Raw genomic sequence first — 21,185 nt, forward strand, 5'->3', positions numbered from 1 at the left:
AAGTTTAGTTTTGCCATGACGCCAACGGCGGGGGCGACTATACTGACGCATCCACCGCAGCCTTTGCGGCAACTGCCCTACCAGGAGTCTCACCATGATCAATCCCGTTACCAGCAGCTATGGCAGCAGCGAGATTGCGCGCAGTTTGCAGCTTGAACAGCAGCAACAGCGCCAGCAGGTGCGGGAAAGCGGCGAGGCGGCAGCCACCGCCAGCCAGCAGCAGGCGGCGGCCAGTCAGCAAAGCAATAATGTCACCACCCAGGCGGTGCAGCAGAACAGCGAAACCAGCGCCAATGGCTCCGCCACCAGTAGCCAGCCCAATCGCGAGCTGGAAGACAGGCTGCAATCGCAACTGATCAATGCCCGCGCCGCGGCCCGCAGCGAAGCCGCGCCACAAGCTGCCGCCGAGCAGGACCGCCAAAGTACGGCAACCGGTGCTGGCGATCAGGCCCAGCGTGCCGCCGACGCCCAGCGCCAGCAACAGCAGCAAGACAGCAATCGTGCCGAGTTGAACGCCTACAGCCAGCAGCAAGCCGTGGTGCAGTACCAGAGCACACAATCCCTGCTGCAGCCTGCCGACAACAGCGGCACGGTACGCGCCAGCGCCTGACACATACCAAGCCCTACAAACAGCCTGCCCCGTGGCAGGCTGTTTGCTTTTCAGACAACAACACACCTCGCAGCCTGCAAACACCACTTGCATGACCGGCATTAGCCCAAAACTATTTCATCATTAGCAAGGCTTAATCGGCAGAGCGCCACAAACTGCTAAAATACACCCCATTCATCGACGAACAGGAAAATGAAACATGAGCCAAACTCGTCACAGCCCGCTGTTGATCCTGGGCTCCGGCCCGGCCGGTTACACCGCAGCCGTCTACGCCGCCCGCGCCAACCTGAAGCCGGTAATGATCACCGGCATGGCCCAGGGTGGCCAGCTGATGACCACCACCGACGTGGACAACTGGCCTGCCGACGTGGCCGGCGTACAAGGCCCGGAGCTGATGGTGCGCTTCCAGCAGCACGCCGAGCGCTTTGGCACCGAGATGATTTTCGACCACATTCATACTGCCAAGCTGGATGAAAAGCCATTCCGCCTGATTGGCGATTCCGGTGAATACACCTGCGATGCGCTGATCATCGCCACCGGCGCTTCCGCCAAATACCTCGGCCTGCCGTCCGAGCAGGCATTCTCCGGCAAGGGCGTATCCGCCTGCGCCACCTGCGACGGCTTCTTCTACCGCAACCAGGACGTGGCGGTGGTAGGCGGCGGCGACACCGCGGTGGAAGAGGCGCTGTACCTGGCCAACATCGCCAAGCACGTTACCCTGATCCACCGTCGCGAGCATTTCCGCGCCGAAAAGATCATGGTCGACAAGCTGATGGCACGCGTTGCCGAAGGCAAGATCACCCTGAAGCTGAATGCCAACCTGGATGAAGTACTGGGCGACGATAGCGGCGTAACCGGCGCCCGCCTGAAGTTCAACGACGGCAGCACCGAAGACATCAAGCTGATGGGCGTATTCATCGCCATCGGCCACAAGCCGAACACCGACATTTTCCAGGGCCAGCTGGAGCTGGACGATACCGGCTACATCGTGACCCGTGGCGGTCGCGAGGGCAACGCTACCGCTACCAGCGTGCCGGGTGTGTTCGCTGCCGGCGACGTGCAGGATCACATCTACCGCCAGGCGATCACCAGCGCGGCTTCCGGCTGCCAGGCAGCCCTGGACGCCGAGCGCTTCCTGGACCACTAAGCGGCACGGTCTTGAAGTCGCTCAAGGATCAGCTCAAGCCGATCAAAGCACAGGCAAGGCCCGCCAGGGCCTTGCCTGTTGCCGTTGCGGCCAACCCCGAGCCGGAGCCAGACTTCCCGGCGCTGATGCGCCATGTCATCCCGCTGAAGCCGGACGGCCGGGTGCAGCACCCGCTGCCGCGCCCGAAACCACGCCCGCTGCGCCAGCCCAAACCCAGCCAGGGTGAAAGCGAACACAACAGCCTGTTTGCGCAGATGCTGGGCTGGTTCGAGCCAGCCGAGCTGGAACATCAGCATCGCCGCCCCGGCATGCCCAACGGCACGCTGCGCAAGCTGCGTGGCGGCCACTGGCCGGTATGTGCCGAGCTGGACTTGCACGGGCTCGACCGCTTCGAAGCGCATGAGCGCCTGGCACTGTTCCTGCACCACGCCCGCCAGCTTGGCCAGTGCGTGCGCATCATCCACGGCAAGGGGCTGAGTTCGCGCGGCGAGCCGGTGCTGCCCAAGATGGTACGCGCCTGGCTGAGCCACCATCCGGACGTACTCGCCTTCTGTGAAACCGCCAGCCACCAGGGTGGCAGCGGCGCCGTGCTGGCACTGCTCAAACGCCCATCCTGACGCCCATCACGACAAGGAAACCATAATGGACACCTGCCCGACTTTTACCGCCCCGGCCACCAGCGGCCAGCAGATTACGCTACCCGATGGCCAGTTGACCGTGCTGTACTTCTACCCCAAGGACAATACCCCCGGCTGCACCACCGAAGCCCAGGCTTTCCGTGACCAGCACGTCGCCTTTGCCGCCGCCGGCGCGCGCATTGTCGGCGTGTCGCGCGACAGCCTGAAATCGCATGAGAATTTCAAGGCCAAGTTCGAATTGCCATTTGAATTGATCAGCGATCCGGAGGAAACTGTATGTAATCTGTTTGCTGTCATGAAGCTGAAAAACATGTACGGCAAACAGGTGAGAGGGATCGAACGCAGCACCTTCGTCATCGACGGCGCCGGCAAGATCCTTCGCGAATGGCGCGGCCTGAAAGTACCGGGTCACGCCGAAGAAGTGCTTGCGTTCGTGACATCGCGTTAAGAGCCTGTTCAATATCTGCTTGCGGCTGTGATCGGGGTTGGCCGCAGCCGCAAAAAAGGTATTGCGCCGGCTCTGTGGGTCCACATCGGGTGGACCCACCAGCCAAGGGGGCCCATATCATGGCAAGTCGCAAGAAAAGCAAAAACGTCAAACTGTTCGTCCTCGATACCAACGTACTGCTACACGACCCCACCTGCCTGTTCCGCTTCGAGGAACACGACGTCTTCATCCCCATCATTACCCTGGAAGAGCTGGATACCCACAAGAAGGGCATGTCCGAAGTGGCGCGCAATGCCCGCCAGGCCAGCCGTTTCCTGGATGAGATCGTCAGCCAGGCCGGCGCCGACATCGCCGACGGCATCGAGCTGAAAAACGCCAGCCGCGAGGCTGCCACCGGCCGCCTGCTGCTACAGACCCAGGCCATCCACGCCACGCTGCCGGCGTCGATGCCGGTGGGCAAGGCGGACAACCAGATCCTGGGCATCGTGATGGCGCTCAAGCAGCTGGAGCCGTCGCGCAACGTGATCCTGGTGTCCAAAGACATCAATATGCGCATCAAGGCGCGGGCGCTGGCGCTGGAGGCGGAAGACTACTTCAACGACAAGGTGCTGGAAGACACCGACCTGCTATACAGCGGCATGCGAGAAATCGACCAGGGCTTCTGGGACCGCAACGGCAAGGATCTCAAGTCCTGGCAGGAACACGGCCGCACCTACTACCAGCTGAAAGGGCCGGACGTACCGGGGCTGATCCTCAATCAGCTGCTGTGGCAGCAGGGCGAGCAGCCACTGCAGTGCCGGGTGATCCAGCTGGATGGCAAGACTGCAGTACTGGAGACGCTGCGCGACTACAGCCACCAGAAGAACAATGTCTGGGGCATCACCGCACGCAACCGCGAACAGAACTTTGCGCTGAACCTGCTGATGAACCCGGAGGTGGACTTCATCACCCTGCTGGGCCAGGCCGGCACCGGCAAGACGCTGCTGACCCTGGCTGCAGGTCTGGCGATGACGCTGGAGCAGAAGCTGTACAGCGAGATCATCATGACCCGTGTCACCGTGCCGGTGGGCGAGGACATCGGCTTCCTGCCCGGCACCGAAGAGGAAAAGATGATGCCGTGGATGGGCGCGCTGGAAGACAACCTGGACGTGCTGGGCAAGACCGAGGACGACAGCGGTGACTGGGGGCGCGCCGCCACCCGCGACCTGATCCGCAGCCGCATCAAGGTCAAGTCACTGAACTTCATGCGCGGGCGTACCTTCCTCAACAAGTACCTGATCATCGACGAGGCGCAGAACCTGACGCCCAAGCAGATGAAAACCCTGATCACCCGTGCCGGCCCCGGCACCAAGGTAGTGTGCCTGGGCAATATCAGCCAGATCGACACTCCGTACCTGACCGAAGGCAGCTCCGGCCTGACCTATGTGGTGGACCGCTTCAAGGGCTGGGATCACTCCGGTCACATCACCCTGCAGCGTGGCGAGCGCTCGCGCCTGGCTGACCATGCGGCGGAAGTGCTGTGAGCGGCAAGCTGGAACTGATCCATGTCACGGCAACAGCGGCGGAGCAAGCAGCTCCGCCGCTGTTGTTCGTGCATGGCGCCTATGCTGCCGCCAGTTGCTGGCAGCAGCACTTCCTGCCCTGGCTGGCGGCGCAAGGTCATGACTGCTGGGCGCTGAGCCTGCGCGGTCATGGTGGCAGCCCTGGCCGCGAGCGGCTGCACGATTTCGGTATTACCGACTATGTGGCCGATGTGGCCTGGGCCTGCGGCCAACTGCCGGCACCACCGGTGCTGGTCGGGCACTCCATGGGTGGCTACGTACTGCAGCAGTATCTGCGCCAGCACACTGCACCGGGCGTGATCCTGCTGGCCAGCGTGCCACCCGGCGGCATGGCGATGTCCACCTGGCGGCTTGGGCTCACCGCCCCGGACATCCTGCTGGGGCTCAACCTGTTCCAGCAGGGGCGGCACACGCCAACCGCAGCCGAGGTACGCCGCATGCTGCTGTCGCCGGATGCCGATCTGGCCTGCGCCCAATGGCTGGCGGACAACAGCCAAGTGGAAAGCCAGCGCGCCATCCTGGACATGAGCCTGACCACGGCACTGTTTGCCCGCAAACTGCCCTGCCCGGCACTATCCATCGTTGGCCGCAACGACCTGCTGGTCAGCCCGCTGGAAGCCAGCAGCGGCGGCCTCCTGCTGGGTATCGAGACACAGGTGCTGCCGGACCTTGGCCACATGCTGATGCTGGATACACGCTGGCAGCAGGTTGCCAGCCTGATGGCGAGCTGGCTGCGACAGCAGTTCGCGGCCTGCCACCAGGCCGCGCAATAGCAGCGGCACCGCTGTTGGCGCCGCGCACTTCCTGTTATCTTCGCTATCCGCCGCCGCACTGGCGGCATCCCATTACCCATATCAGATACAGGAGCTTCAATGGCTGGCAGTAGCCTTTTCATGCTGATTGACGACATCGCCACCCTGCTGGATGACGTGGCCGCCATGACCAAGGTGGCCGCCAAGAAAACCGCAGGGGTGCTGGGCGATGATCTGGCGTTGAATGCGCAACAGGTAACCGGCATCCGCGCCGAACGCGAACTGCCGGTGGTATGGGCGGTAGCGGTAGGCTCGCTGCGCAACAAGGCGATACTGGTGCCTGCTGCGCTCGCCATCGGCGCACTGCTGCCCTGGCTGATCACCCCGCTGCTGATGCTGGGCGGCGCGTTTCTGTGCTTCGAAGGCGCGGAAAAACTGGCGCACAAATACCTGCATGCCAGCGAAGAGCACGCGGCGCATGAGGAGCTGCTGCATGCAGTGCAGGATCCGACCATCGACATGGTGGCGTTCGAGCGCGACAAGATCAAAAGCGCCATCACCACCGACTTCATTCTGTCAGCGGAAATCATCGCCATTGCCCTGGGCACCGTGGCCAGCCAGCCTTTCATGACCCAGCTGGCGGTACTGGTAGGCATCTCTGTCGCCATGACGCTGGGGGTGTACGGCCTGGTGGCCGCCATCGTCAAGCTGGATGATGTCGGTCTGTTCCTGACGCAAAAACCGCATGCCGCCAGCCAGGCGGTTGGCCGCATGCTGGTGCATGCCGCGCCGCCGCTGATGCGCCTGCTGTCGGTAGCCGGCACCATCGCCGTATTCCTGGTGGGTGGCGGCATCCTGGCGCATGGCATCGCCCCGCTGCATCACGCCATCGAGGCCAGCCCGGCGCTGGCCGGCGGTCTAGGCCCGCTGGCCGCCATGCTGCCGGCGCTGCTGAACGGGCTGGTCGGCCTGCTGGCTGGTGCCGTTCTGGTTGCCCTGTTCACCCTGGTGTCGCGCCTGCGCAAGCCGGCAGCTGCCTGAGCAATTGGGCGAACACCACTAGTCAAAAGCCGTTCAGCGCCTGGCGCTGAACGGCTTTTTTTGTTGCATCAGTCTGGTGCATCAATCATCGTCATCTTCCTGCCAGGCCGGTTTGCGCTTGGCCAGGAACGCGGCCACGCCTTCCATTTGCTCCTCTCCGCCCAGCAGCTCCAGAAAAGCGGCTTTCTCCTGCAGCAGCTGCCGCTCCAGCGTGGTCTGCTGGCTGCCCTCGATCAGCTGCCTGGCAGCCAGTACCGCCGAGCGCCCCTGCTGCGCCACCTTGCCGGCCAGGCTCACGGCCATGATCTTGGCGAGACCGGTATCCGTGACTTCCTCCACCAGGCCAATGCGCAGCGCCTGTTCGGCACTGACCATTTCGCCACCGAGAATGATGCGTTTGGCCCACGGCACGCCGACACGATCCGCCAAGGCCTTGGTACCGCCGGCACAGGGTATCAGCCCCACCGCGGTTTCCGGCAAGCCCAACCGGGCACCACGCTCGGCCACGATATAGTCGCAGGCCAGCGCACACTCCAGGCCGCCACCCAAGGCGTAGCCGTTCACTGCCGCCACGGTAACGCCGCGAAAGCGGCGGATACTGTTGAATGCCAGCGCAAAAGCGTCGGCCACCCGGCCAGCCAGTTGACTGTCGCCCTTGGCAAACTGCTGCAAATCGGCGCCAGCGGAAAAAAACCGGTCGCCGGCACCGGTAATCACTACCGAGCGCACCGACTGTTCCTGATCCAGTGCCTCCATGGCGGCTGCCAACTGCTGCAGCGTACTCAGCCCCCAGATATTGGCGGGCGGATTATCGATGGTAACGATCGCCGACTGCCCCAGGTGCTCTATCACGATCTGCTTGTTCATACGGTGTTACTCCCCCTTTTCCTGCACCCGTATCTCACGGTCGGGATAGACGCATCTGCCCTGAGTTCACCCGCCAGGCACGCACACGCAAGCCAGGCATTCGGTGTCGGCATGACAGGTTTTCCAGTTATAACGATGGACTATCCCACTGTTTTTTCAAGCTATCCGTGAGCAATAACCCGATAAGCATGAATTGCCATTATTCATAGCCATATCGATTAAAAATACAAAATTTCGCCGCAAACCGGCCTGCTACAATGGCGCTTTACCCTGCCCTGCACTTCACCATGCTGGAAATCAGCCTGCTCTCACTTTTTGTCACCGGTCTGCTGGGCGGCGTGCACTGCCTTGGCATGTGCGGCGGCATTGTCACTGCCATCTCGGTAACCGGGCAAGGCAGCAAGCCCTGGCTGCTGCTGGGCTACAACCTGGGTCGTCTGGCCAGCTATGTGCTGATTGGCGCGCTGCTGGGCGGGCTGGCGCAATGGGGCGTGGCGCAGGCGGATTTCCGCCCGCTGCAGCTGGGGCTGTTCGCTGCGGCCAACGTGCTGCTGATCCTGCTGGGGCTGTACCTTGCCGGCCTGTCCGGCGTCGTCACCCGTATCGAGCGCCTGGGCCAGCCGTTATGGCGCCGGCTGCAGCCACTGACCCGCCGCCTGCTGCCGCTGCGTCATGGCTGGCAGAGCGTGTTGGTAGGTGCGCTGTGGGGCTGGCTGCCCTGCGGCCTGGTCTACACCGCCAGCCTGGCGGCACTGGCCAGCCAGAGCGCCAGCAGTGGCGCGCTGGTCATGCTCAGCTTCGGCCTTGGCACCCTGCCCAACCTGCTGCTGATGGGAGCGTTTGCGCACAAGCTCGGGCAGTGGAAACAACAACGGCCAGTCCGCCTGGTGGCGGGACTGGCCGTCAGTGCCATCGGTTGCTGGCACCTGGCGCAACTACTGCTCAGCGCATAGCGCCAAGCAGCGACGTCACATTGCTGCGGAATAGCTGCAGGTAGCTGCCGGCCTTGCCGTCACTGGACAGTGCATCCGCGTACAGCTTGCCACCAGGGTTGACGCCGGCCTCCTTGCCAAGCTGCTGCAGCAGGCGCTTGTCGGCCATGTTCTCGAAAAACACCGCCTTTACCTGCTCTTTCTTCACTTGCTGGATCAGCCGTGCCACGGCCTTGGCTGAAGCTTCTGCTTCGGTGCTGATGCCCTGCGGCGCCAGGAAGCGGATCTGGTAACGCGCCGCCAGATAGCCAAACGCTTCATGCGAAGTCAGCACCTTGCGACGTGCCGCCGGCACGCTGGCAAATTGCTGCGCTGCCCAGGCATCCAGTTCCTTGAGCTTGCCCTTGTAGGCAGCGGCACGCTGGCGGAATTCGTCGGCACTGGCCGGGTCGGCCTTGGCAAGGCCGGCGGCAATCGCATCGGCGTACAGCATCACGTTCTGCGGGTTGTGCCAGGCGTGCGGATCAACACTGCCGTGGTCATGACCGTCGTTCTCGTGATGGCCCTCCTCCTGCACCGCAAGTGGTTTCACCCGCGCCGCAGCCACTACCGTCAACCCCTTGAAGCCGGCCGCACGCGTCATGCGTGGCATCCAGCCCTCAAAACCCAGCCCACTGACCACGAACACCTTGGCGCTAGCCAGCTTGCGCACATCCGCCGGCGATGGCTGGAACACATGCGCGTCCTGATCCGCCCCTACCAGCGACAGCACCTCCACCTTGTCGCCGCCGATCTCGCGGGTGATATCGGCAACAATGCTGAAACTGGCCACCACCGGCACCTTGGCCATGGCCAATGCCGGGGTAAGCAACAAGGCAGCAACAAACAACTTGCGCATCAACAACTCCTAATTGGTGAGATGACGGGAACGGATCAGGCGCGGCAGCAGACCGCCCTGCGGCGCCAGCAACATGGAGAACAGATAGGCCAGGCCCGCCAGCAGGATGATGGCCGGGCCGGACGGCAGTTCGGCATGGAAGGACAGCAACAGGCCACCAACAGCCGACAGGCTGGCAATCAGCAATGCCACCAGCAGCATGCGGCCAACGCTGGCCGCCCACAGCCGGGCGGAGATGGCAGGCAGCATCATCAGCCCCACCGACATCAGCGTGCCCAGCGCCTGAAAACCGGCCACCAGGTTCAGCACCACCAGCAGCAGGAACAACAGATGCCACACGCCGCCGCGGGCGCCGATGGCACGCATGAACACCGGGTCCAGGCTTTCCAGCAGCAAGGGACGGTAGATGGCGGCCAGGGTCAGCAGGGTGACGCTGGCCACCGCCGCCACCAGCAGCATGGCTGCATCGTCCACCGCCAGCACCGAGCCGAACAGCAGGTGCATCAGGTCCACATTACTGCCGCTCTTGGACACCAGCAGCACCCCCAGCGCCAGCGACAGCAGATAAAAGCCGGCAAAGCTGGCGTCCTCTTTTACCTCGGTGTAGCGGGTGGCCAAGCCAGCCAGCAGCGCCACCAGCACTCCGGCGACAAAACCGCCCAGGCTCATGGCCGGCAGGCTGAGGCCGGCCAGCAGGTAGCCCACTGCCGCGCCGGGCAGCACCGCATGGCTCATGGCATCCCCCATCAGGCTCATGCGCCGCATCACCAGCAGCAGCCCCACCGGGGCACTACCCAGCGCCAACGCCAGACAACCCACCAGCGCGCGACGCATGAAGGCGAAATCGGCAAACGGGGAAATCAGCATTTCGTGCAGCGTCATTTGGCGGCTCCCGTCACATCCACCGCGCACACTGGCGCATTGGCCTGCCAGTGCGCAGCGGTATCGGCGGCGCGGCGCAGGTTGTCATCGCTCAGCACACTGCTGGTTGCTCCCCAGGCCACCACCTCGCGCGCCATCAGCAGGGTTTGCGGAAAGTAGGCCCGTACCTGCTCGTAGTCGTGCAGTACGGCAATCACCGTGCGGCCCTCTTCCTGCCAGCGCCGCACCAGCTCCAGCAGATCGAAAGTGGTGCGCGCATCCACGGCGTTGAATGGCTCGTCCAGCAGGATCAGTCGCGCATCCTGCACCAGGATGCGGGCAAACAGCACGCGCTGGAACTGGCCGCTGGACAGCGCCGACACCGGGTGCAGCGCAAAATCCTCCAGCCCCACGGTAACCAGCGCATCCCAGCTGAGCTGGTCCTGCTTGCGGCCAACCTGGCCAAACAGCCCGCTGCTGCGCCAGTGACCGCTGCTGACCAGGTCGATGACCGACACCGGCAGACTGCGGTCGATTTCCGACTGTTGCGGCAGGTAGGCAATATCCTTGCGGCTGATGCCGTCGAAACGCACCTCGCCGCTGTCGGGGCGAATCGCGCCCATGATGGTCTTCAGCAAGGTGCTCTTGCCGGCGCCGTTCGGCCCGAAGATGGCGGTGGCCAGCCCCGGAGCAAAGCGGCCGCTCACATGGTGAACGGCCGGGTGGCGCTGGTAGGACACGGTAAGGTTATGCAGCGTAATCAAGCTTCTGCTCCCAGTGCCCACCACACCAGCAGCCACAGCAGCAACAGCAAGCCACTGGCCAGCAGCAGGCGCTGCCAGGCCGCCATGGCCAGCAGGCGCCAGCCTGGCAGATGGCCGTGCTCACCGGCGGCATGCGGGTGTGGGTGGGAATGCGCATGTTCATGCGCGTGCTCATGCCCAGCATGATCATAATGATGCTCGGCCATATCAGTCCTGCGACCACGGTTCCAGGCAGGCATGCAGTGCCGCCTCGATGGCGGCTGCGTCCAGACTGCTGGCAATCAGTTCAAAACGGTTGTCACGACGCCAGGCCACCTGGTTGGCGGCCCAGCGGCCATCGGTCCAGTTCAGCCACAACCAGGAATCCATCACCTGGAACACGCCCTTGGCGCGCACCAGTCCGTCCACCATCTGCGGCAGGCGGTCGAAAAAGTCCGTCAGCGCCTCACCGGAAAACGCCTTGTCCGCCGGCAGCGTCCAGCCCTGCGACTGCCAGCCGGGCGCATCGTCCTGTCGCACCGCCGGACGGTAACGCGGCTTGTCGGCTCCGGCGGCGTTCAGCCACTGCGGGCTGGCCGCGCCATGATGTATCTCCGCCACCAGCGATTTGGGCGGAAACAGCTGCGCCGCCTTGTCACGGTAGGTGGCCAGGGTGTCGGCATCGGTCAGATCGCACTTGGTAGCCAGCAGCACATCGGCCACCATCACCTGGTCGCGGTACAGCGGCTGACGGAAGTAATCGTTGTTGACGAACTGGCGCGGGTCCACCAGCGTCAGCACCGCGCCCAGCTCCAGCGCATTGCCCAGCGGCTCGGTGCGCAGCTCGTCGATCAGCCCGGCTGCGTGCGCCAGGCCACTGGCCTCGATGATCAGCCGGTCCGGCTTTTCGCGGCGCAGCAGGTTGGCCACCGTTACCGTCATCTGCGGCCCGGCCACGCAACACAGGCAGCCGCCGGCGATCTCCGCCACCGGCAGCTCGCCATCGTCCAGCACTGCGCCGTCGATGCCGATCTCGCCGAATTCGTTGACGATGATCGCCCACTTCTCGTCACGCGGACGCTGGCTGATCAAATGGCGCAGGGCCGTGGTCTTGCCCACGCCCAGAAAGCCGGTCAGCACATTCACCCGGGTCTTTTTCATGCTTGGCATCCTTGACAGAGCCCTGTCAGCATCAGATTTTGCGGGCCGATGGCAAAGCCTTCGCCACCGGCCTGTTCGCGCAGCAGTGCCAGCATCGGCGTGGCATCCAGCTCCTGTACCTTGCCGCACTGGCTGCACACCAGAATCAGGCCTTCATGGCTGCAGCCAACATGGCGGCAGACAATGTAGCCGTTCAGCGCATCCACCTTGTGCAGCAGCCCGGTAGCCACCAGGAAGTCCAGCGCGCGATACACGGTAGGCGGCGCGGCAATGCCACGCAGGCGCTGCAGATCAGCCAGCACCTGGTAGGCCTTCACCACACCGTCGTAGTCCAGCACCAGCTCCAGCACCTGGCGGCGCAGGCTGGTGAGCCTGGCACCCTGGGTCTGGCAATGGCGATCGGCGGCGGCAATAAAGCTGGCACTATCCATGACAGGGTTTACACAAACTATATGAATTCGCGAATGTTACGGTATAACTTAACGAGGGTCAAACAAGGCACGGTTCCGCAATCCGGCAGCCATCCACCATGCGAAATCAACCACCTATGAGCACGCACCAGCCGGCCAAACCCGAACAACGCCGGAATCCGCCTGCTCTGACATAGAAAACCTGCGTGCTAACACTCGGGAAACCGGCGCAACCACATAGTGTTCACAAGCCGCGAGGGCTCGCCAGCAATGCGCCACGTCATCGCCATCATCGACGACTGGCAGAAGCTGGTGCTGAGCAGTCACGAACAACAGTTGCCTGCCGCCGCCACCATTTGCCCCCTCGTCACCGGCCCGGAACAGCTGTCACGAGCAACGCAGCATCACGACGGAAGCGGCAGTTTTTCGCTGCGGCCTAAATTGTGCAGCGCCTTGCTAGCCGGTACACACCTCGCGCAAGGTGTTGCGCAGCCAGCGATGCAGCGGGTCGGCGTCCAGCCGTGGGTGCCACAGCATGGACAGCGTGATGTCGGCCACCGCCACCGGCAGCACGAAGGTCTCCAGCCCGCTGCGCAGGTTGCGGGTATGCCGCTCCGGCACGGTGGCCACCAGTTCGCCGTGCCGCGCCAGTGCCAGCGCCGGCGCAAAGCCGGCTACCGAGGTAACGATGCGCCGCGACAGGCCGTGCGCGGCCAACGCCACATCCACCGGGTCCTGCCCGAAGCCATGCCGCGAATCGGCCACATGGTCACAGGCGGCGTAGCGCGCCATGCTGATGTCGCCCTCCAGCAGCGGGTGCCCTGCCCGCACCACACCCACGAAATGGTCATGAAACAGGGCACGCGCATGCAGCTCCTGCGCGGTGATTTTGCCCACCACACCAGTCTCCAGGTCGGCACTACCATCGCGCAGCAGGCTGTTATCGCGCCGGGTTTTGCCGATGAAACTCAGCTGGATACCCGGCGCCGCGTCCGCGATGCGGGCCAGCAGCTGCGGGCCGAAGTTTTCCACGAAACCATCGCTGCACAGCAGGGTAAAGCGGCGTTGCACCTGCAGCAGATCCGGCACCACCTCCGGGCTGAGCACCTGCAACACCTGCTGTAACAGCGGGCTGACCTGCGCGCGCAGCGCCTCGGCCCGTGGCGTGGCCACCAGGCCACGACCAGCGCGCACCAGCAGGGGGTCGCCGGTGCTGTCACGCAGCCGCTGCAGCGCCCGGCTCATGGCGGACGGGCTCAACCCCAGTCGACGGGCCGCGCCCGCCACGCTGCCTTCGCTCAGCAGTGCATCCAACGTAAATAACAGGTTCAGATCTGGCGGGGTGGTCATGGTGCCTCCTGGCAAACGCAATCAGTGCATACGGTGCACGTATAAAGTGCAAATCGTGCGCCTTCCGCCATTTTATACCGCGGCATAAGCTGCTGAATATCTTGTTCAGGAGCCCAAGCCATGACCCAGCAACACCATACCCCCAACCTGCAACCCACCACGGCGGATACTCCGCCCTGGCATATGGGCGCGGACGACTGGAACCGCCGCTATGCCAATGACGACTTCCTGTGGAGCGTGCATCCCAATGCCCTGCTGGCCGAGCAAAGCGCCACCTTGCCGGCTGGCCGCGCGCTGGACCTGGCCGCCGGGGAATGCCGCAACGCCATCTGGCTTGCCAGCCAGGGCTGGACGGTGGACGCGGTGGATTTCGCCGCGCTGGCGCTGGCCAAGGGCCGGCGGCTGGCTGCATCGCGCCAGCTGGATGCACAGCTGCACTGCATTTGCGCCGACCTGGAAACCTACCAGCCGGCAGCAGGGCATTACGATCTGGTCACCGTGCTGTATCTGCAGCTGCCATGGCCAACACTGGCGCCCATCCTGCTACGTGCGGCCAAGGCAGTGGCGCCCGGCGGCACCCTGCTGCTGATCGCCCATGACCCGCAGAACCTCAGTCACGGCCATGGCGGCCCGCGCCATGCCGAGGTGCTGTACAGCGCCGCACAGCTGGCAAGCCTGCTGGCTGACGAACTGCATATCGAACAGGCGGCACAGCTGCCGCGCACGGTACAGACCGCCGATGGGCCGCGCCAGGCGCTGGACTGCCTGCTGCGCGCCAGCCGTCGCTAACCCCCATGGCTGCGGCCAACCTCTGGAGAACATCATGCCGACTCTTGCTTCCCCCCTGCCGGCGCCCAGCACCGGCGAACGCCGCGCGCTGCTGAGCCTGTCACTGACCATGTTGCTGTCATCGCTGGGCACCAGCATCGCCAACGTGGCACTCCCCAGCCTGAGCAGCGTGTTCCAGGCATCGTTCCAGCAAGTGCAGTGGGTTGTACTGGCCTACCTGCTGGCGATTACCACCCTGATTGTCAGCGCCGGCCGGCTGGGTGACATGCTGGGCCGCCGGCGCCTGCTGCTGGGCGGCGTGGCGCTGTTCAGCCTGGCGTCACTGCTGTGCAGCTACCCTTCGCTACCACTGCTGATCGCCGCACGCGCCATACAGGGCGCCGGCGCGGCGCTGATGATGGCGCTGAGCATGGCCTATGTCGCCGACATCGTGCCCAGGGAGCGTACCGGCCAGGCCATGGGCCTGCTGGGCACCAGCTCTGCCATCGGCACCGCACTCGGCCCCTCGCTGGGCGGCTTGCTGCTGGGCAGCCTGGGCTGGCAGTCGCTGTTCCTGGTGCTGGTGCCCCTGGGCGGGCTGACACTGCTGTTATTGCAGCGCCACCTGCCGGCCAGCAAGCAAGCTGCCGCGCCTGCCGGTGGCCACGACCCGCTTGGCACCCTGCTGCTGGCCCTGAGCCTGGGCTGCTACGCACTGGCGATGACCAGCGGCCACGGCAGCTGGCAGCAAAGCAACAGCACCCTGCTGTTGCTGGCGCTACTGGGGGGCGCTCTGTTCCTGCGCAGCCAGCAACGCGCCGCCACGCCGCTGATCCGGCTGTCGCTGCTGCGCCGCCCGCAACTACTGCTCAGCCTGCTGATGAGTGGCATGGTGGCCGCGGTGGTGATGGCCACCCTGGTAGTGGGACCGTTCTACTTGAGCCGCGCCCTGGCGCTGAGCAGCACACAGCTCGGGCTGGTGATGAGCGCCGGGCCGCTGGTGGCAGCGTTTGGCGGCGTGCCGTCCGGGCGGCTGGTGGATCGCTACGGTGCTGGCCGCATGGTGCTGCTGGGCCTGCTGGCAATGCTGGCCGGCAGCAGCGGGCTGGCCATGCTGCCGCTGAGCATGGGCAGCACCGGCTACCTCTTGGCCATCGTCACCCTGACTGCTGGCTATGCACTGTTCCAGGCGGCCAACAACACCGGCGTGATGCATGGCGTGGCGGCGGAACAGCGCGGCCTGATCTCCGGCCTGCTGAACCTGGCGCGCAACCTTGGGCTGATCACCGGTGCCGCCGCCATGGGTGCGGTATTCGCCACCGCCAGCGGCAGCGTTACGCACGGGGCGGCCAGCGCGGCAGCCAGCAGCAGCGGCCTGCACCTGACCTTTTCCCTGGCAGCGCTGCTGATCGCCAGCGCCATGCTGCTTGGCTGGCGCCTGCAGACTGTGCCGGCCAGCAACTGAAACACCCTACCCACCACCACACCACGAGGAAACATCATGCAGACCCGACTCCCTTTCTTTCAGGCCAACCCGGCCGCCATGCGCGCACTGAAAAGCCTGGATGGCCAACTGGCCGCCAGCACGCTGGAGCCAGCACTGCAGGAGCTGGTACGCCTGCGCGCCTCCCAGCTCAATGGCTGCGCCTATTGCATGGATGTGCACACTGCCGATGCCCGCCGCGCCGGCATCGATGACCGCCGGCTGGCCTTGCTGCCCGCCTGGCGCGAGGCAGCGCTGTTCAGCCCGCGTGAACGCGCCGCCCTGCTCTGGACCGAAGACCTTACCCTAGTGGCGGACAACCATGTTCCGGATGCCAGCTGGCAGCAGGTACGCGAACAGTTTCAGGATGCCGAACTGGTGGATCTCACCCTGCTGATTACCACCATCAATGCCTGGAACCGCTTTGCCATCGCCTTTCGCAAGCTGCCAGCCGGCTGAGCGGCAGTGACGGACAGTCGCTAGTCGCGATAGCTGATACCGTTCGGCCCGGCCCCCACCGGGTAGCTGTTGATGACACGCAGGCTGCGGCTGTCGATCACCGACACCGAGCCGGCTTCGATATTGCTGACAAACACGTACTGGCCATCACTGCTGATGGCCACACCGTGCGCGCCGTTGCCAGTCGGCACTTCGGCAATCACCTTGCCGGCAGCCGGGTCCACCACCGTCACCCGGTTATCCGGCTGCTTGCTGCTACCCTGATTGGCTACAAACACCTTGCTGCCATCCGGGGTGGCGTACATCTGGATAGGGTTGCGGCCAACCTTTACCTTGCCGCTCAGTTTGCGGCTGGCGGTATCGATCAGGCCCAATGCGTTTTCCGCGCTCAGCGACACATAGGCCTGCTTGCCATCGGCGGCGAAACCCACCTGCACCGGCGCATTGCCCACGGCGATACGCCCGGTTTCCCGCAGGCTGGCCACGTCGATCACCGATACGCTGTCGCTCTTCACGTTGGCCACATACAGGCTGTTGCCATCCGGGCTCAGGCGCAGACCGTGTGGATAGTTGCCGGTCTTGATGGTGGCGATCTGCCGCTTACTCTCCAGCTCATAGACCTGTACCGCGTTGTTGTCGGCATCAGTAACAAAGGCCAGCTTGCTGTCGCGGTCGGTAACGACATGGCCCGGATGCCCGGCCACCGGCAGCACCAGGTTCGGCTTGCTGCCCAGCGGCAGTTCGAATACCTGCAGCTCGCCGCCGGCCTGCCCGCTGCCATGGTGGCCGGCATGAATGTTCATGCCCACCGCCAGCAGACGCTTGCCATCGGCACTGACCTGCACATTGTGCGGCGAGATTTCCAGCGGGATGGTAGTGACCTTGCCATCGGCCAGCGAAATCTGGCTGATGGAGTTGCCCCGTTCATTTGCGGTAAACACCGTGCCGGACGGTGCCGCCAGTGCGGAGGTGGCCAACAGTGACAGACTCAGCAGCCATGCTGCAGAAGCGGTACGACGCATAGCATTTCCCTTCAGATAACAACAGATTCGGTCCGCCCTGGGCAGCGAGGCCCGGCGGCGGGTCAGCCTTCCCGGGCGCGCTGGTTTACCGCATCGTGCTGGGTGCGGATCTCTGCCGGCCACTGGCTTTTGATCCACGACAGCACAGCGATGATGTCGGCATCGCTGAGCTTGCCTTCGTAAAGCGGCATGGCGGACTGGTAGTCCGTCATGCCGGTAACCTTGGCCACACCATACTTGGTGATGGCAAACAGCATCTCGTCCGGGTGGTGCCAGGTATGCCCGCTTTCATCATGCGGCGGCGCCGGCAGCATGCCCTGGGCATTACGCTCGCGCCAGTTGGCTTGCCCCTCCAGCTTGCTGCCATGGCAGCTGGCGCAATTGGCCAGGTACACCTGCTGGCCGCGCGCCACCACGGCGGCATCGTCCGGACGCAAGATGCGGGACTCCGGCACAGACTGGCTGCCGATATACCAATAAGCTCCCAAGCCTGCGGCCAACAGGCCGATTACGGTGACGGAGGCGATTTTCTGTTTGCGGGTAAGTGACGGCATGGCTTTACGGTTGGCTTCAGGTGGATAAGACATGGCCGGGTGTCCCCGGCCATGCGCATCAGCTGGCGGGCTGAATCTCGGTCACCAGCATCTTGCCGTCTTCATGGCTGACCATGAAACGGATCTTGTCGCCCACCTTGACCTTGTCCAGCAGCGCCTTGTCCCTGGCGGTGAACACCATGGTCATGCCCGGCATGTCCATATGGGTGATCGGCCCATGCTTGATGGTGATCTTGCCGGCAGTCGGGTCGATCTTGCGGACTTCGCCATCGGTCAGCATGTCCATGCTGCTGCTTGTTGCAGCCGCCTGAGCCGCATGGACAACCGGGCTGAGGGCGGCCAGGCCGAGAGAGGTAGCGAGAATCAATGCGCGAATAGTCATGGTGTCATGCTCCTGAAAAGGGAAAACAGCGGGCGGCCAGCCGGCCGGCCACGCGTGGAGTTATTTCTTGGCGACCTTGATCTGGCCCTTCATGCCGGCATCGTAGTGCCCCGGATGCAGGCAGGCAAAATTGACCGTGCCTGCCTTGCTGAAGTGCCAGATCACCTCGCCCTTGGCGCCAGGTGCCAGCGACACCTTGCTCGGCTCGTCGTGCTCCATGTCCGGGAATTTCTTCATCACTTCGTAGTGTTCCAGCAGCTCCTGCTCGGTACCCAGGCTGAATTCATGCTTTACCTTGCCCAGGTTTTTCACCACGAAGCGGATGGTTTCGCCCTGCTTCACGCTGATCAGCGGCATGGAGAAACGCATATTGTCGGACATGTCTACCGCAATGGTGCGGGTGACATTGGCAGCCTTGCCCGGCTGGCCGATGGCGCTTTCGCCATGGCCGCCGGCGTGGGTGCCGCTGGCCAGCGCCGGGGCAATGCCCAGAGCGGTCAGCAGGGCGATGGCAACAAGGTGGTGGGTGGTTTTCATGCTGTGCTTTCCTGGTAATGGTGTGGTTAATGCTGTTCCGGGCGCGTTCCCGGTTTTTTGGCTGTTACCGTGGCGGCGCCAGGGTTGGCCGCAGCCTGCTGGCGTGGCGCCGCCGGTAGTTCACCGTTGTATTCGAATGCCACCGTGCCGGCCGGGTGCTGGAACCAGCCCGGGTCTTTGTAGCTGCCGGCAGGCTGGTCCTTGCGCACCTTCAGCACGCTGAACATGCCGCCCATCTCCAGCGAGCCGAACGGCCCCTGCCCGGTCATCATCGGCGCGGTATTGTCTGGAATCGGCATTTCCATCTCGCCCATGTCGGCCATGCCACGCTCGCCCATCAGCATGTAATCCGGCACTACCTGCTGAATCTTGCCCACCAGGCCACGGTGATCGACACCGATCATGGTCGGCACGTCGTGGCCCATGGCATTCATGGTGTGGTGGCTCTTGTGACAATGAATCGCCCAGTCGCCTTCCTCGTCGGCGACAAACTCCAGCTGCCGCATCTGGCCTACGGCCACGTCGGTGGTGACTTCATGCCAGCGGCTGGATCTGGGCGTCGGCCCGCCATCGGTGCCGGTGACCTGGAACTCATGCCCGTGCAGGTGGATCGGGTGGTTGGTCATGGTCAGGTTGCCCACCCGGATACGCACCTTGTCGTTCAGCCGCACATTCAGCGAATCGATACCCGGGAAGATGCGGCTGTTCCACGCCCAGATATTGAAATCGGTCATGGTGTTGACCTTGGGGGTGCGGCTGCCCGGCTCCACGTCGAAGGCGTTGAGCAGGAAGCAGAAGTCGCGGTCCACCTCGTCGATCAGCGGGTGCTTGCCCTTGGGGTGCGTCACCCAGAAACCATGCATGCCCATCGCCATCTGCACCATTTCGTCGGCATGCGGGTGGTACATGAAGGTGCCGGGGCGCCGCGCCACGAATTCATAGACGAAGGTCTTGCCCGGCTTGATGCTGCGCTGGGTCAGGCCGGAGACGCCGTCCATGCCGTTGGGCAGCCGCTGACCGTGCCAGTGCACGCTGGTGTGTTCCGGCAGCTTGTTGGTAACGAAGATGCGCACCCGGTCGCCTTCTACCACTTCGATGGTCGGGCCCGGGCTCTGGCCGTTGTAGCCCCACAGTTGGGCGGTGAAGCCGGGCGCCATCTCGCGCTCCACCGGCTCGGCCACCAGGTGGAACTCCTTGACGCCGTTGTTCATGCGCCACGGCAAGGTCCAGCCGTTCAGGGTGACCACCGGGTTGTAGGGACGGCCACTGTTCGGTATCAGCGGCGGCGCGGTTTCCACCGAAGTCTGGATTACCGCCTCCGGCAATGCGGCCAACGCCGAGCGGGCCACGGTGGCGCCAACTACCGCGGTGGCGGCGCCGGCAAAGAACTGGCGGCGGGAGGGATCGATACTCATGCACTATCCTTTCAATGGCCCGCCGCGGCAGGACTGTCGCCGCTGCCGGCAGCCAGGTTTACAAAGCTCTCGGGCTGACCGCCCAGCAGCACCAGCTGCAGGTCGGCTTCCGCCAGCCAGAAGTCACGCACGGCGCCGATGGCATTCACATTGGCCTCGGCCAGCGCACGGGCTTCATCCAGCAGCTCCCAGCTGTTCAGCAGCATGCCGTTGTAGCGCAGCACGGTTTCGTCGTAGATGAATTGCCGCAGCTTGAGCATGTCCTGCTGGCTGCTGGCCAGCGCGTAGGCGGTGGCATAGGCGCGGTAGGCCAGCGCGGCGTTGGCGCGCATGGCGATCTGTTCGCTGCCGGCAAGCGTGGCGCCGACTTGCGCCAGGCGATGCTGCACGGCTTGCTCGTCCAGGGGCGCCGCGGGCAGCGCGGGCAGTGCCGGCGGCAACTGCAGGGTTTGCGGGGTGCTGCGCGCCCATTGCTGCAGCGCCTTGAGCACATTGGCCCGACTTAGCACTGCGGCGTACTGGCTGCGCTGCCATTGCTGTTGCGCGCCAAGCTGCAGCAGTTGTCGCTGGGCCGCCTGCAGCTTGCTCCAGTTGCCGGTTTGCGCCATGCGCGCCCCCAGCTCGGCGGCGGCCTCCGCCGCCTGCGAGGCTTGCTGCTGATATGGCAGCGCTTGTTCCACGACTATCGCGGCCAACAGCATCTTGCGGGTGGCATGGGCAAGCTCGATGAGCTCGTCGGCATCGTCAACCTGGCGCAGCCTGGCGGCGGACAGTGCCTGCCACTGGCCGCTGGCCAGCAAGGCAACTTCCTCCCGCCCCAGCTGCGCCAATGGTTTGGCCAACTCCGGATACGCCCGCCAGGCCAGCTGCACGCCATCGGCAAGCGTATTCAGTACCAGCGAGGCGGGTTTGGCGGCGGCGGGGGCGGAAGCCGCGAGATGCGCCTGTTCCCACTTCAGCACATCGGCGTGGCCGCGCGAAAACTCGGCAACCCGCCGATTGGCCTGCTGCCATGCGCTCTCGGGAGGCTGCTGTGCCTGTGCCAGACTGGCAAATAGCGGCAATGCGGCAAGCAGCAGTTTGTGTTTGTTCATGCTCCGGTCTCCTTCCCTGCCCGTGCCGGCGAAATCTGGCGTGGCGGCGGG

General features: G+C 64.3%; 25 protein-coding genes. 11 read left to right on the plus strand and 14 right to left on the minus strand.

Annotated features, from left to right (window positions below; translation table 11 throughout):
- Nucleotides 1-94 precede the first annotated feature (94 nt).
- From ACFOKJ_RS16230 to ACFOKJ_RS16260, 7 genes are all read left to right on the plus strand, one after another.
- A complete protein-coding gene (locus tag ACFOKJ_RS16230; protein WP_390281541.1) occupies nt 95-610 on the plus strand; it encodes a hypothetical protein in 516 nt (171 codons plus the stop codon).
- Nucleotides 611-809: 199 nt separating this feature from the next.
- The gene (gene trxB / locus ACFOKJ_RS16235; RefSeq protein ID WP_390281544.1) at nt 810-1,757 is read left to right on the plus strand and encodes a thioredoxin-disulfide reductase; all 948 of its coding nucleotides are present in this window, start codon (nt 810-812) and stop codon (nt 1,755-1,757) included.
- A 71-nt stretch (nt 1,758-1,828) separates the two neighbouring features.
- Entirely contained in the window at nt 1,829-2,374 is a 546-nt protein-coding gene (locus ACFOKJ_RS16240; protein ID WP_390281547.1) for a Smr/MutS family protein, read from the plus strand.
- 25 nt (nt 2,375-2,399) lie between these two features.
- Nucleotides 2,400-2,843, plus strand: coding sequence for a peroxiredoxin (locus tag ACFOKJ_RS16245; protein WP_390281549.1), 444 nt, complete (start codon nt 2,400-2,402; stop codon nt 2,841-2,843).
- A 119-nt stretch (nt 2,844-2,962) separates the two neighbouring features.
- The gene (locus ACFOKJ_RS16250) at nt 2,963-4,366 is read left to right on the plus strand and encodes a PhoH family protein (protein WP_390281551.1); all 1,404 of its coding nucleotides are present in this window, start codon (nt 2,963-2,965) and stop codon (nt 4,364-4,366) included.
- Entirely contained in the window at nt 4,363-5,178 is an 816-nt protein-coding gene (locus tag ACFOKJ_RS16255) for an alpha/beta hydrolase (protein WP_390281553.1), read from the plus strand. Before ACFOKJ_RS16250 ends, ACFOKJ_RS16255 begins: the two co-directional genes overlap by 4 nt.
- A 99-nt stretch (nt 5,179-5,277) precedes the next feature.
- Nucleotides 5,278-6,198 (plus strand): DUF808 domain-containing protein, encoded by a 921-nt coding sequence (locus tag ACFOKJ_RS16260; protein WP_390281555.1) that lies wholly within the window; start codon nt 5,278-5,280, stop codon nt 6,196-6,198.
- 81 nt (nt 6,199-6,279) lie between these two features.
- On the opposite strand, the gene ACFOKJ_RS16265 is transcribed toward ACFOKJ_RS16260, so the two are convergent.
- Nucleotides 6,280-7,065, minus strand: coding sequence for an enoyl-CoA hydratase (locus ACFOKJ_RS16265; RefSeq protein ID WP_390281556.1), 786 nt, complete (start codon nt 7,063-7,065; stop codon nt 6,280-6,282).
- 257 nt (nt 7,066-7,322) lie between these two features.
- On the opposite strand from ACFOKJ_RS16265, the gene ACFOKJ_RS16270 reads away from it, so the two are divergent.
- Nucleotides 7,323-8,018: a sulfite exporter TauE/SafE family protein gene (locus ACFOKJ_RS16270; protein WP_390281558.1), complete on the plus strand. Its 696-nt coding sequence runs from the start codon at nt 7,323-7,325 to the stop codon at nt 8,016-8,018.
- On the opposite strand, the gene ACFOKJ_RS16275 is transcribed toward ACFOKJ_RS16270, so the two are convergent.
- The 7 genes from ACFOKJ_RS16275 to ACFOKJ_RS16305 all read right to left on the minus strand — a co-directional run bounded on the left by ACFOKJ_RS16275 (nt 8,008) and on the right by ACFOKJ_RS16305 (nt 13,420).
- Nucleotides 8,008-8,895 (minus strand): metal ABC transporter substrate-binding protein, encoded by an 888-nt coding sequence (locus tag ACFOKJ_RS16275; protein WP_390281560.1) that lies wholly within the window; start codon nt 8,893-8,895, stop codon nt 8,008-8,010. The genes ACFOKJ_RS16270 and ACFOKJ_RS16275 overlap by 11 nt on opposite strands.
- 9 nt (nt 8,896-8,904) lie before the next feature.
- Nucleotides 8,905-9,777 (minus strand): metal ABC transporter permease, encoded by an 873-nt coding sequence (locus tag ACFOKJ_RS16280; protein WP_390281563.1) that lies wholly within the window; start codon nt 9,775-9,777, stop codon nt 8,905-8,907.
- The gene (locus tag ACFOKJ_RS16285; protein WP_390281566.1) at nt 9,774-10,520 is read right to left on the minus strand and encodes a metal ABC transporter ATP-binding protein; all 747 of its coding nucleotides are present in this window, start codon (nt 10,518-10,520) and stop codon (nt 9,774-9,776) included. The genes ACFOKJ_RS16280 and ACFOKJ_RS16285 overlap by 4 nt, the downstream gene beginning before the upstream one ends.
- Nucleotides 10,517-10,726 (minus strand): hypothetical protein, encoded by a 210-nt coding sequence (locus ACFOKJ_RS16290; protein WP_390281567.1) that lies wholly within the window; start codon nt 10,724-10,726, stop codon nt 10,517-10,519. The genes ACFOKJ_RS16285 and ACFOKJ_RS16290 overlap by 4 nt, the downstream gene beginning before the upstream one ends.
- Nucleotide 10,727: 1 nt before the next feature.
- Nucleotides 10,728-11,669, minus strand: a complete 942-nt coding sequence (locus tag ACFOKJ_RS16295; protein ID WP_390281569.1) for a CobW family GTP-binding protein — start codon at nt 11,667-11,669, stop codon at nt 10,728-10,730.
- On the minus strand, nt 11,657-12,091 hold the full coding sequence (locus ACFOKJ_RS16300) for a Fur family transcriptional regulator (protein WP_390281571.1): 435 nt from the start codon (nt 12,089-12,091) through the stop codon (nt 11,657-11,659). The genes ACFOKJ_RS16295 and ACFOKJ_RS16300 overlap by 13 nt, the downstream gene beginning before the upstream one ends.
- A gap of 435 nt (nt 12,092-12,526) precedes the next feature.
- Nucleotides 12,527-13,420 carry a LysR family transcriptional regulator gene (locus ACFOKJ_RS16305; RefSeq protein WP_390281573.1) on the minus strand — a complete coding sequence of 298 codons (894 nt, stop codon included), beginning with the start codon at nt 13,418-13,420 and terminating at the stop codon, nt 12,527-12,529.
- 120 nt (nt 13,421-13,540) lie between these two features.
- On the opposite strand from ACFOKJ_RS16305, the gene ACFOKJ_RS16310 reads away from it, so the two are divergent.
- From ACFOKJ_RS16310 to ACFOKJ_RS16320, 3 genes are read left to right on the plus strand one after another with little or no spacing between them, the layout of a single operon-like run.
- Nucleotides 13,541-14,209, plus strand: a complete 669-nt coding sequence (locus ACFOKJ_RS16310; protein WP_390281575.1) for a class I SAM-dependent methyltransferase — start codon at nt 13,541-13,543, stop codon at nt 14,207-14,209.
- 34 nt (nt 14,210-14,243) lie between these two features.
- Nucleotides 14,244-15,653 (plus strand): MFS transporter, encoded by a 1,410-nt coding sequence (locus ACFOKJ_RS16315; protein WP_390281577.1) that lies wholly within the window; start codon nt 14,244-14,246, stop codon nt 15,651-15,653.
- Between the two features lie 36 nt (nt 15,654-15,689).
- Entirely contained in the window at nt 15,690-16,130 is a 441-nt protein-coding gene (locus ACFOKJ_RS16320; RefSeq protein WP_390281579.1) for a carboxymuconolactone decarboxylase family protein, read from the plus strand.
- 20 nt (nt 16,131-16,150) lie between these two features.
- On the opposite strand, the gene ACFOKJ_RS16325 is transcribed toward ACFOKJ_RS16320, so the two are convergent.
- The 6 genes from ACFOKJ_RS16325 to ACFOKJ_RS16350 all read right to left on the minus strand — a co-directional run bounded on the left by ACFOKJ_RS16325 (nt 16,151) and on the right by ACFOKJ_RS16350 (nt 21,134).
- Nucleotides 16,151-17,152, minus strand: a complete 1,002-nt coding sequence (locus ACFOKJ_RS16325; RefSeq protein WP_390281582.1) for a YncE family protein — start codon at nt 17,150-17,152, stop codon at nt 16,151-16,153.
- Nucleotides 17,153-17,214: 62 nt separating this feature from the next.
- Complete coding sequence (locus tag ACFOKJ_RS16330) at nt 17,215-17,739, minus strand: c-type cytochrome (RefSeq protein WP_390281584.1); 525 nt, start codon at nt 17,737-17,739, stop codon at nt 17,215-17,217.
- Nucleotides 17,740-17,764: 25 nt separating this feature from the next.
- On the minus strand, nt 17,765-18,088 hold the full coding sequence (locus tag ACFOKJ_RS16335; protein WP_390281587.1) for a copper-binding protein: 324 nt from the start codon (nt 18,086-18,088) through the stop codon (nt 17,765-17,767).
- 60 nt (nt 18,089-18,148) lie between these two features.
- Nucleotides 18,149-18,625 carry a cupredoxin domain-containing protein gene (locus tag ACFOKJ_RS16340; protein WP_390281589.1) on the minus strand — a complete coding sequence of 159 codons (477 nt, stop codon included), beginning with the start codon at nt 18,623-18,625 and terminating at the stop codon, nt 18,149-18,151.
- Nucleotides 18,626-18,651: 26 nt separating this feature from the next.
- Entirely contained in the window at nt 18,652-20,040 is a 1,389-nt protein-coding gene (locus tag ACFOKJ_RS16345; protein ID WP_390281591.1) for a multicopper oxidase family protein, read from the minus strand.
- A gap of 11 nt (nt 20,041-20,051) precedes the next feature.
- Complete coding sequence (locus ACFOKJ_RS16350) at nt 20,052-21,134, minus strand: hypothetical protein (protein WP_390281593.1); 1,083 nt, start codon at nt 21,132-21,134, stop codon at nt 20,052-20,054.
- Nucleotides 21,135-21,185 lie beyond the last annotated feature (51 nt).

It is taken from the genome of Vogesella amnigena, from assembly GCF_042648905.1.
Classification (GTDB): domain Bacteria; phylum Pseudomonadota; class Gammaproteobacteria; order Burkholderiales; family Chromobacteriaceae; genus Vogesella; species Vogesella amnigena.

Coding starts and splice junctions, on each gene's coding strand:
- ACFOKJ_RS16270 (WP_390281558.1), top strand. CDS start 7,323: ATGGCGCTTTACCCTGCCCTGCACTTCACCATGCTGGAAATCAGCCTG.
- ACFOKJ_RS16295 (WP_390281569.1), bottom strand. CDS start 11,669: ATGCCAAGCATGAAAAAGACCCGGGTGAATGTGCTGACCGGCTTTCTG.
- ACFOKJ_RS16325 (WP_390281582.1), bottom strand. CDS start 17,152: ATGCGTCGTACCGCTTCTGCAGCATGGCTGCTGAGTCTGTCACTGTTG.
- ACFOKJ_RS16260 (WP_390281555.1), top strand. CDS start 5,278: ATGGCTGGCAGTAGCCTTTTCATGCTGATTGACGACATCGCCACCCTG.
- ACFOKJ_RS16315 (WP_390281577.1), top strand. CDS start 14,244: ATGCCGACTCTTGCTTCCCCCCTGCCGGCGCCCAGCACCGGCGAACGC.
- ACFOKJ_RS16265 (WP_390281556.1), bottom strand. CDS start 7,065: ATGAACAAGCAGATCGTGATAGAGCACCTGGGGCAGTCGGCGATCGTT.
- ACFOKJ_RS16250 (WP_390281551.1), top strand. CDS start 2,963: ATGGCAAGTCGCAAGAAAAGCAAAAACGTCAAACTGTTCGTCCTCGAT.
- ACFOKJ_RS16290 (WP_390281567.1), bottom strand. CDS start 10,726: ATGGCCGAGCATCATTATGATCATGCTGGGCATGAGCACGCGCATGAA.
- ACFOKJ_RS16275 (WP_390281560.1), bottom strand. CDS start 8,895: ATGCGCAAGTTGTTTGTTGCTGCCTTGTTGCTTACCCCGGCATTGGCC.
- ACFOKJ_RS16305 (WP_390281573.1), bottom strand. CDS start 13,420: ATGACCACCCCGCCAGATCTGAACCTGTTATTTACGTTGGATGCACTG.
- ACFOKJ_RS16300 (WP_390281571.1), bottom strand. CDS start 12,091: ATGGATAGTGCCAGCTTTATTGCCGCCGCCGATCGCCATTGCCAGACC.
- ACFOKJ_RS16335 (WP_390281587.1), bottom strand. CDS start 18,088: ATGACTATTCGCGCATTGATTCTCGCTACCTCTCTCGGCCTGGCCGCC.
- ACFOKJ_RS16230 (WP_390281541.1), top strand. CDS start 95: ATGATCAATCCCGTTACCAGCAGCTATGGCAGCAGCGAGATTGCGCGC.
- ACFOKJ_RS16340 (WP_390281589.1), bottom strand. CDS start 18,625: ATGAAAACCACCCACCACCTTGTTGCCATCGCCCTGCTGACCGCTCTG.
- ACFOKJ_RS16320 (WP_390281579.1), top strand. CDS start 15,690: ATGCAGACCCGACTCCCTTTCTTTCAGGCCAACCCGGCCGCCATGCGC.
- ACFOKJ_RS16345 (WP_390281591.1), bottom strand. CDS start 20,040: ATGAGTATCGATCCCTCCCGCCGCCAGTTCTTTGCCGGCGCCGCCACC.
- trxB (WP_390281544.1), top strand. CDS start 810: ATGAGCCAAACTCGTCACAGCCCGCTGTTGATCCTGGGCTCCGGCCCG.
- ACFOKJ_RS16310 (WP_390281575.1), top strand. CDS start 13,541: ATGACCCAGCAACACCATACCCCCAACCTGCAACCCACCACGGCGGAT.
- ACFOKJ_RS16245 (WP_390281549.1), top strand. CDS start 2,400: ATGGACACCTGCCCGACTTTTACCGCCCCGGCCACCAGCGGCCAGCAG.
- ACFOKJ_RS16330 (WP_390281584.1), bottom strand. CDS start 17,739: ATGTCTTATCCACCTGAAGCCAACCGTAAAGCCATGCCGTCACTTACC.
- ACFOKJ_RS16350 (WP_390281593.1), bottom strand. CDS start 21,134: ATGAACAAACACAAACTGCTGCTTGCCGCATTGCCGCTATTTGCCAGT.
- ACFOKJ_RS16280 (WP_390281563.1), bottom strand. CDS start 9,777: ATGACGCTGCACGAAATGCTGATTTCCCCGTTTGCCGATTTCGCCTTC.